At 35.7% G+C, this 10,129-nt stretch carries 9 protein-coding genes; 2 read left to right on the top strand and 7 right to left on the bottom strand.

Annotated features, from left to right (window positions below; genetic code table 11):
• Nucleotides 1-312 precede the first annotated feature (312 nt).
• Entirely contained in the window at nucleotides 313-1,935 is a 1,623-nt protein-coding gene (locus RTP52_RS20045) for a hypothetical protein (RefSeq protein ID WP_312373147.1), read from the top strand.
• 165 nt (nucleotides 1,936-2,100) lie between these two features.
• On the top strand, nucleotides 2,101-2,832 hold the full coding sequence (locus RTP52_RS20040) for a hypothetical protein (RefSeq protein ID WP_312102511.1): 732 nt from the start codon (nucleotides 2,101-2,103) through the stop codon (nucleotides 2,830-2,832).
• A gap of 156 nt (nucleotides 2,833-2,988) precedes the next feature.
• On the opposite strand, the gene asd is transcribed toward RTP52_RS20040, so the two are convergent.
• The 7 genes from asd to RTP52_RS20005 all read right to left on the bottom strand — a co-directional run bounded on the left by asd (nucleotide 2,989) and on the right by RTP52_RS20005 (nucleotide 10,057).
• On the bottom strand, nucleotides 2,989-4,077 hold the full coding sequence (gene asd, locus RTP52_RS20035) for an aspartate-semialdehyde dehydrogenase (RefSeq protein WP_312373145.1): 1,089 nt from the start codon (nucleotides 4,075-4,077) through the stop codon (nucleotides 2,989-2,991).
• A gap of 198 nt (nucleotides 4,078-4,275) precedes the next feature.
• On the bottom strand, nucleotides 4,276-5,250 hold the full coding sequence (gene dusB / locus RTP52_RS20030) for a tRNA dihydrouridine synthase DusB (RefSeq protein WP_312373144.1): 975 nt from the start codon (nucleotides 5,248-5,250) through the stop codon (nucleotides 4,276-4,278).
• Nucleotides 5,251-5,263: 13 nt separating this feature from the next.
• On the bottom strand, nucleotides 5,264-6,031 hold the full coding sequence (locus RTP52_RS20025) for a type III pantothenate kinase (RefSeq protein WP_312373143.1): 768 nt from the start codon (nucleotides 6,029-6,031) through the stop codon (nucleotides 5,264-5,266).
• Nucleotides 6,032-6,091: 60 nt separating this feature from the next.
• Nucleotides 6,092-6,415 (bottom strand): DUF6145 family protein, encoded by a 324-nt coding sequence (locus RTP52_RS20020; RefSeq protein ID WP_312102495.1) that lies wholly within the window; start codon nucleotides 6,413-6,415, stop codon nucleotides 6,092-6,094.
• Between the two features lie 234 nt (nucleotides 6,416-6,649).
• The gene (locus tag RTP52_RS20015; protein WP_312102480.1) at nucleotides 6,650-7,510 is read right to left on the bottom strand and encodes a LiaF transmembrane domain-containing protein; all 861 of its coding nucleotides are present in this window, start codon (nucleotides 7,508-7,510) and stop codon (nucleotides 6,650-6,652) included.
• 273 nt (nucleotides 7,511-7,783) lie between these two features.
• Entirely contained in the window at nucleotides 7,784-8,719 is a 936-nt protein-coding gene (argF, locus tag RTP52_RS20010) for an ornithine carbamoyltransferase (RefSeq protein WP_312373141.1), read from the bottom strand.
• A gap of 141 nt (nucleotides 8,720-8,860) precedes the next feature.
• Nucleotides 8,861-10,057 carry a patatin-like phospholipase family protein gene (locus RTP52_RS20005; protein ID WP_312373140.1) on the bottom strand — a complete coding sequence of 399 codons (1,197 nt, stop codon included), beginning with the start codon at nucleotides 10,055-10,057 and terminating at the stop codon, nucleotides 8,861-8,863.
• Nucleotides 10,058-10,129: the final 72 nt, after the last annotated feature.

Below are 10,129 nucleotides of genomic sequence, written 5' to 3'. Positions count from 1 at the left end.
CTACCAGCTCTACCTCATTGCCACTACGTGGCATTTTAAAACAGGCAAGTCCTTATCCCTGCTTACAGAAGCGGGGGACATCCCTGAGAGGTTAAATTGATAGCACTATGCAATATCCTTACATACGCATAGATTCTTTAATGAAGTTTTAATCCAGTTTGATTGACATTCTTATTAGTATCCTCTATAATTTCATTAGTCTTTTAAATATTCCCATCCCGGGAATAAGCGATTCACATTAGTAGGCAAGAAATCGATAAGAAACTTTGTCTACTTTTTTTCAGCGTATCACATGGTAAAAGGAGAAAAATTATGTCAGATTTAGACGAAAGTAATGTTACAAATGAGACACCAGGCAATCCCATAGAACCTAATTTAGTAGTAGAACATACGAACGGGACTTCATACAGCAACATACCAAATGAGCCTAAGAAGAACAAGAGAACAGCTGGTATCATAGCTTTAGTTGCAGGTATTGCTGCTTGTATAGTAATTGCAATATTTGCAGTACCACGCATTATTGAGGCTGTTTCAAGAAGTAGTTCTACACCAAAAGAACGATTCGAATCTGCAGTTGAAAACTATTTATTAGATGAAGCCAAATCCTACGAAAAGGCATTATCTAATAGAGTTTCTACCGATTTTAAGAACAATACCATCTCTGTAGATTTTAATGTCACTTTAAATAATATGTTAACTTCTATGCTAAAGCAAACGGATTCTGAATATTTTGCCGACTTAAAGCTAGATAATATAGGCGGAAACTTCATTATTAAGAGTAAAGAAGATAAGCATAATGTAGATGTGACTCTTTCTGCAAATGATACCAAACTTCTCACTGTAGAAAGTTATTTTGAGAACGCAGCTGATTCCTTATTATTCCGTATTCCAGAATTATCTTCTGATTATTTATCTACTCCACTTAACTTATCAGCTCTTGAGGACGATGCATCTCTTCCACAATTTGATATTGAAAGTTATCAAATTACTGATGCTAAAGAGTTAACAAGTTTATTAACTGATACCGCAAAAATTCTAACAAACGATATTAATGATGTATCACTAGTGAAAGATGTGAATATTGTTGCTTCTGATGTATCTGCTACTTATGATAAATTAACCGCAAAAATTTCCGAGCAGGATACCAAAAATATTCTAATTAAATTAATGAAGAGAGTTTATGACGTAGAAAGTTATAAAAATCTTTTAGACACTGCTCTCCTTAATTCAGATTCAGTTAATACTTTTGATGAATTAATTTCTACGTTAGAGACTGCAGAAGCATCTGATAATACCGTTGCAGATTTTTCTATATTTGTAGATAAGAAAAATGAGCTTCACGGTTGTGAAATTTCGATGACAGTAGATGGATCTAATATGGTATTTTCCTTTTTATCTGCAAAAGGAAATAAAAATGGTATCGAGTTTTTTGTAGCAATTGATGATCAAAAACTTATTTCCGTTACCTCAAACTATACAAAAGCATCAAGCGGGTATCAAGGATTTATTAAGCTCTTTGTTAATGAATTAGACTCCACCTCTTCATTAACTAACAGCGATGTATCTCTTACAATTGATTTTGAGAATGTAAAAGTTGTTAATGAAAAGAAGGGTCATTTCACCGGGACTTTCAACCTTACATCACCACAGCTTAGTGGGACATCGATTGAACTAACTTTTGGTGTAACTGGTGAAAAACAAGATGTAACCTTTAACGTTTCAGCTGGTAGTATGTCCTTATTCTCTTTAACTGCATCTTATCAGGTATCAGAAGGTGCTGAGATCGTGGCTCCATCCGCTGATGCGAAAGTTTATGATACAGAAACTGAAATGGATGAGTTTATGTCTAACTCATTTATGGGACTTCTTGAAATTGTTAATACAGTAGGTGATACTATTGGTGTTGACTTAACGTCAATGATGTACGGTATGTAATCCCAATTACAAATCAAAAAAGCACATAGAAATATGTGCTTTTTTTACTATTTTTTATAGTAATTTATAATATATTTTATAAATTGTTTCTTTCTTTTCACACCCTTGTATGCTAAACTAATCCTAGAATTTCTTGTATTAGTTTAGATAGAAAGAAGGTATTTTATGAATGCTAAAGACACGCGTTTAGACGATAATGCTGAAATCTATAAGAAACGCGAAAAAAAGACAGAAAAGCAAAAGTTAAGTGAGATGAATACTGCTGAAAAGTGGGGTTATTTTAAGCAATATTACTTAAAAAAGTTACTTGCCACCTTAGTCCTCATCGGATTTGTTAGCTATTTCTTATACGATGTACTATCACCAAAGCCAGAAACTGTGCTTAGCGTCGCAATGGTTAATTATCCACTAGCGGAAGAAACAAAAGCTCAATTTGAGAATGACCTAAATGAGTTACTTGATGTTAATCCTGAAACTCAGAGAATCTTAATAGATACAAGTTATGACTTGAATAATTACGATTATGCCTCCGCACAAAAGTTATCCGTCTATTCTATTTCGGGCGAACTTGATCTCTTTATAGCTCCAGAGTCACAATTTGTAAAATATGCTTTTTCAAATTCACTAACACCATTAACTGACGCATTACCAACGGATGTTTACAGTGCATTATCCGATCGATTATTTAGCTGCCGTACTCGCCTAAATGATGAGGAGTATCCTTCCGAAGCACAAGGTCCGGAAGGTGTATATGGAATCTATGCTGAAGATCTTCCTATGTTTAAAGCATATAAAGGTTATATGCAAGACCCACCTGTTATTGGAATTATTGTAACCTCAAAAAATTCAGAAAATGCAGTAACCACAATCCGTCATCTATATGGACTTGATAAATAAAACAAACTTTTAATTGATCTAACAATCATAAGGGTGTACAACCAATCTTTAAGAATAGTTACTTACTTCTTAGCAATTTTGGTTGTACACCCTTAATTATTTCATAATTCATCTTTATAAAGATAACAAAACTACTTCCAGCTTAGCATTTTAATCTTAATTTTCTTTTGCCTCTATATATCCAAGAGCCTTTAACAGTTCTGCATTTAATACAGCACCGCCTGCTGCTCCACGCACTGTATTATGAGATAACCCAACGAATTTGTAATCATAAACAGTATCTTCTCTTAAACGACCCATGCAGATTCCCATACCATTCTCGTAGTCACGATCAAGTGCTGCTTGAGGGCGGTTGTCTTCTTCAAAATATTTGATGAACTGCTTTGGTGCACTTGGAAGATTTAATTCCTGTGGAAGTCCCTTATATTCTGTCCAAGCCTTAATAATCTCTTCCTTTTCAGGCTTTTTCTCAAAACTTACAAACACGGCTGCAGTATGACCATCCGTTACTGGAACACGAATACATTGTGTTGTAATGAAAGGAGCCTCAGCTTTAATTATCTCACCATCCAAAACCTTACCCCAGATACGAAGAGGTTCCTGTTCACTCTTTTCTTCTTCACCGCCGATAAATGGAATTACGTTATCTATCATTTCAGGCCAATCTGCAAAATTCTTACCCGCTCCAGAGATTGCCTGATATGTGGTTGCAACAACCACCTTAGGGCCATACTCCTTTAATGCGTTTAAGGCTGGTGTGTAACTTTGAATGGAACAATTCGGTTTTACTGCAATAAAACCACGTTTTGTTCCGAGACGTTTTCTCTGGCTAGCAATAACTTCAAAATGTTCTGGGTTAACTTCTGGAATAACCATAGGGACATCAGGAGTCCAACGATGAGCACTGTTGTTGGAAACTACAGGTGTTTCAGTTTTCGCATAAGCTTCTTCAATTGCCTTAATCTCATCCTTTGTCATATCCACAGCACTGAATACAAAGTCAACTTCAGATGCAACCGCTTCTACTTCATTTACGTTCTTTACAATCATAGACTTCACAGCTTCTGGCATTGGTTTTGTCATCTTCCAGCGATTTCCCACTGCTTCTTCATATGTTTTTCCTGCACTTCTTGGACTTGCCGCTAACGTTGTAACCTCAAACCAAGGATGGTTCTCAAGTAGTGAGATAAATCTCTGACCAACCATACCGGTAGCACCTAAAATTCCAACTCTTAACTTGCTCATAAACTTCCTCCTCTATTTCTATAATCACCTTATGTTTTTGCATGGCGTACATTTGTCTTTCTGTAATGTATATTATAACACTATATGCAGAAAAGCAACTATTTTCTGTTCTTCTTATGACTTTTTGTGAATAACGACAAAGAGCAGTAACTATTTTTACATGCATTTGTCACTATTTTAATGACTATATCCACTGCTTTAGATTCCAAGCATCTCTTCATACAACTTCATAAGAACTACCAAGTCTTCATAGGTCTCTATCTCATTGACTTGGTTTCTTAATTTAGCGGATTTTGGATAGCCCATGGTGTACCAGGCTACATGCTTTCTCATCTCATGCATTGCAGTAAATTCTCCCTTAAGTTCAATAGCTAATCTAGCATGACGTAACATCATATCGATAACTTCAGGAACACTAGGTTTTTCTAATAATTCACCTGTCTTAAGATAATGTTTTGCTTGTGAGAAAAACCAAGGGTTCCCACGAACGCCACGTGCAATCATAACAGCATCACAACCAGTATAGGACATCATTCTTTTTACATCCTCTGGTGATTGTACATCTCCGTTACCGATTACAGGTATGGATACTGCCTCTTTTACTGCTTTTATGATATCCCAATCAGCCTCACCGCTGTAATATTGTTCTCTGGTTCTTCCATGTACTGCAATCGCAGCTCCACCGCTTTGTTCAATTACTTTTGCAACCTCCACTGCATTTACATTGTCTTTTGTGAAACCTTTTCTTATCTTCACTGTCACAGGCTTCTTGATTGCTTTACTGATTGCACCTACGATTTCACCAACCCTCTCAGGCTTTAACATAAGAGCTGATCCTTCTCCATTATTCACTACTTTAGGAACTGGACATCCCATATTAATATCGAGAAAATCAAAATTACGATGCTCAATCCTTTTTGCCATCTCACTCATAATATATGGATCTTCTCCAAATAGTTGTAATGCAACAGGACGTTCTTTTTCTTCAACTTCAAGAAGTACCTCTGTATTTTTATTATTATAATAAATTCCTTTGGCGCTGACCATTTCTGTATAAATCAAGTCAGCCCCTTGCTCTTTACATAAGAGACGAAACGGCAGGTCTGTAACACCTGCCATTGGTCCTAGTACCAAGTTACCGTTTATATTTACATTGCCTATGGTAAAACTCATTTTATCCTCTTTCCTAACTATTCTTTAGGTAAATATATCGCAATCCTTTTAATGTTAAATTTGGATCGTAGATATCTATCATATCTGTAGCATCTGCAATTATTTTACCAAGTCCTCCTGTTGCAACAACTTTAAGATTTTCTAACTTAGATTCTTCTTTTACTTTCTTAATAATATATTCTGTTGCACCAATTGTGCCGTAGACAAGTCCAGCCTGCATACTGCTTACTGTGTCTTTTGCTAAAATGGAGTCTGGCTTTAAAATTTCGATTTCCGGAAGCTTCGCTGTATCATTCCATAAAGCATTGGCACTAATACGAATCCCTGGGCTTGTGATACCCGCAGTGAATTTTCCATCTTCGGTTACGAGATCATACGTAGTTGCTGTTCCAAAATCAATGACAAATACAGGTCCTCCATATTCCTCAAAAGCAGCAACAAGATCCACAATTCGGTCCGCCCCTACTTCTTTCGCATTTGCGGTTAGTATTTTAATTCCCGTTTTCGTTCCTGCACCAATTATTAGTGGAGTTATGCCAAGGTATTTGATAATCGCACTTGTTAAAGAGTACATTATAGCTGGAACAACAGATGCTATGATTACAGAATCAATACTTGTTCTTTCAATTTCTTTTACATGTAATAAATCACAAAATAAAAGGCCAAACTCATCCGAAGTACGTGAGACTTTTGTTGTAATTCGGTACGTACCTACAATCTTATCCTCATCAAATACTCCTAAAGTTATATTGGTATTACCAACATCTATTACGAGTAACATGTAGTCATCCTCCTTTTTACAGTTCGATCGTAACTTATAAAATTATATTTCCCACAAAAATTATATTTCCTCATGCAAATAGAATACTTTATAATACATCTCGAGCGATTCTAATAATTCTCTCTTGGTATGTTGAAGCTGCTTAACTTTTAATACGCTTCCAATCTCATCGAATAAAAAATCACTTTCATCACTAGTAACCTGAAATGTTAGTGTCCCATCTTCTTCAAACTCTAAGGTTAGAATACCACCAACATCCTCCGTATATAACACACACATAATCTTAAGCTCATCTTTAATTTGTTGGGGAAGTCCATCAAATTTATCGTCTAGATAGTATTTCTTATCATAAGAACTACTACCACATAAGATGATATTTTCCATTCCTGTTACCTACCTTCCTATCAATGCTTTCCAATCTAAATAAAATTATTTCATTCTATTCTAGTCAAAGGATACTCGTAATTCGCATGTCAGCTCGCTGACAAAGCGCTACTTGCTCGTAACCCATTCGCAACTACGTTGTTTAATGGGCTAATTTACCAAAAAAGAGCTGTTGAATCACACTTGGTATCTGTGTTATTCAACAGCCCTGCATCATTTTAGTGTTATCATGTACTATTTTACATCGATACCGCCTAAAACACAAGTTGCATTCAAATAGATTGTAATAGTTTGCTCATTCGCTCCTAATGGAGTAATTGTCTTATTGTCTACACCACCAAGAATTGGATTACAGTTAACTACAACTCTAACATAGCTTGGAACGTAGATATCTATTCCACCGAGAACTGTTTTACATTCAATCACAACGTTCTCTCTGATAATAGCATTTCTTAAGTCTAGTTCAATTCCACCTAATAAAGCAGATAACATAGCCCCTTGGAATACTTCATTATCAAAACGTAATTCCCTACCACTTAAGACCGCGGTGCATGCGAATCGTCCGCTTTGCCTGGCACCCTGGTAGGTATTTTGATACCCACTGTTTGCATCGTTTGAGGCACCTGCATCCTGTGTGAATCCATTATTACCAGACTGCTGCCCGTTCTCTGTGCCATCGAAGTTCTGCTCATACGTATAAGTCTTATCATATGTCTGATCAGTACTTCCACTACCTTGATAAGTCTTATAATTTTGACCTGAATAGTCTTGATCTTTATGTTTCTTTGGTATGATCATATTCAATCCAATAAATACTAGTATTGCTGCAAAACATAAAGGTCCAAACATTCTCCACGTAATAAATCCTTGTGCAGACAACAACATAAAGATACCAATTGATAAACCAATCATATAAGCAGTTTTATCACCACCATGATTAAATAAACCAATAAAACATGGTATGATTAAGAATAAGGTCCACCATCCATCAAAAAAGATATCAAACGTTAAAATATTTAGTGCCTTTCCTGCTAATAATACTCCAAATAGTACGAGTAATCCGCCCCAGATGTAACTGGAATGATTCTTTTTCATAAACTAACTCTCCTTTCATTTCTTATTAACCCTCCTACTATAAATCTGTTTCATTTATAGTATCGCTCATGGTGCATATGCACTCAATATGCGTAGTATAGCAACAAGTCTTTCTCACACCCTATTGCTTTGTATGTATCTATCATACCTTCTTAGTGAGAGAAATTCAAATTAATATTTCATTAGAGTTAGTCTATGAAAAACTAATATTTTTAATATACCATTAACATATTTAACCCCATGCTGCGACTACCTTTTGGAGCAGCGAATGGCTCAATCTCCAAGAGTTGCAACCATTACCGCTTTGATTGTATGCATACGGTTTTCTGATTCATCAAATACGACATCTGCAAACTTTTCAAATACTTCTTCCGTAACCTCATTTCCTTTTACAGCCGGTAAACAATGTAAGAAAATCGTGTTATCTTTTCCTGATTTTTTCATTAATTCTTCATTGACTTGATATGGTTTTAATAATGCGATACGTTCTGCTGCCTTATCTTCTTCACCCATCGAACACCATACATCTGTGTAGATTGCATCTGCACCAGTAACAGCATCTAAATCCTCTGTAATTGTAATTACACTACCTGAATCCTTTGCGTAGCTAAGGCACAATGATACCAATTCTTCTTTTGGCCATAAACTCTTAGGTGCTAGGATCGTAAAATGAATTCCCATCTTACTGGAGCCAATCATCAAACTATTTGCCATGTTATTTCTTCCGTCTCCGACAAATACTAGTTTAAGCCCTTTTAAAATTTTAAATTGTTCTTTTAATGTTAAGAAATCTGCTAAGATCTGCGTAGGATGATATGCATCCGTTAATCCGTTCCATACTGGAACTTTGCTATATTTTGCTAGCTTTTCAACGGTTTCTTGAGAAAATCCACGGTACTCAATTCCATCAAACATACGCCCTAACACTCGAGCGGTATCTTCCACGCTCTCCTTATGCCCTAGTTGGATGTCATCTCTTCCAAGATATTCTGGATGACCCCCCTCATCAATACATCCAATTGTAAATGCGCATCTGGTACGGGTAGATGGTTTCTCAAAAATTAACGCTATGTTTTTCCCCTTTAAACTATTACCTGTAATTCCTTGTTTCTTCTTTTCTTTTAGTTTTGCTGCCAAGTCTAATAAATGAATAATCTCTTCTGGCGTAAAATCCTTCAATGTAAGAAAAGAACGTCCTTTTAAATTCATATTCCCTCCAATTCTACCATAATAGGCTGTATAATTATACTTCTGAAATTCCTATTTATACATTATATGTGATAGATTGGAAAAGTCAAGAATAATGTAAATATTTATTCTGTTCTATTAATAAATATTCTCTTCTGTATTTTAATTTCGTATCGTTATTAAACCAAGTGCAAGCTGCACAAATGTTGGTATTTCTTTAGAATCAAGTTTCTTCTTTCGAAGCTCATATTTTATCTTTATCTTTTCAGTCAGCTCTTCTTCTGTATAAATATAATATTTTTGAACATGCATATATTTAGCACAGAGTTCAAGTAGAGCAAGATATAAATCAAAATAGCTCCAATCCTTCGCTAATTTTAGTTCATCTCCAACAAGAGGTAAAATCGTCTCTAACATGCCTCTAGTATAAAGAGATTCTTTGGAGTAGTCCAGTTTATAATATTCATGATATGCCATTATAACGCTTGGATGACATTCTAAAAATAACTCTAAGCATTCTCTTTCATTCAACTTTGCATCCACATAATATATCTTTCCCTTTAAGGATTTGAATACTCTCATTGCATCATAATAGCCAATCGTTATATTCCGCATAGACTTTTTACCATCAAATTCTAAAATACTACCTAGATCCACCCTCGGAGCAACTGTTGTTACTAGAACATCTCCCGGAATCTTCACACGTCTCTCTACGCCAACACCGTAGATACGAACCACAATGATATCTTTATAGCCATTTTTAATTAGAGTATCGATCGGTACATTATTCGTAACTCCACCGTCTACATAGCTAAGCCCATGAAGCTTTTCATTTTTAAATGCAGGGAAATATGCACTTGCTAAAAGATAGTCTTTTAGTTTCTCCGGTTCTGCTTCTGCAACACAGATTTCTAGTTGCTTCATATCACTAAGGCAAAATGTTCCCAAATAAAATTCAATGTTAGAGTTACGAATTCCATCTTCATCAACAACTTCATCTATCATACTTCTTAATGGCGTAACATTAAAACCCCTGGAAGCAAGAACCCTTATTCCTGTCTTAGTTAAGTCTACCAATTTTAACTGCTTTAACTCACGTTTCATTAGATGTTCCATCTGTTGATTATCAACTTCCATAACTCTATCATAAGTTATGCTCTCCCAAAGCTTGATAGCCTTATCAATATCTCCCATGCAGATGAGAGCTCCATTTAACGCTCCTACGGATACTCCACTGATTCCCTTAATTTTGATACCCAGCTCCTTCATTGCCTTCCAAACTCCAATTTGGTAAGCTCCCTTGGCACCTCCACCTTCCAGCACGATTCCATATTCTTTTGAAAAATCGAATCCTTCCATCTACATAATCCTTTCTTTAATCGAGTAGGAGGAAATTTCCCTAACTGAGAAATTTCCGACCTCTCACACCAC

Source organism: Lachnoclostridium sp., from assembly GCF_031997925.1.
Lineage (GTDB): Bacteria > Bacillota > Clostridia > Lachnospirales > Lachnospiraceae > Lachnoclostridium.
The sequence above is the reverse complement of the archived record's forward strand: the minus strand, read 5'-3'. Positions and strand labels throughout refer to the sequence as shown.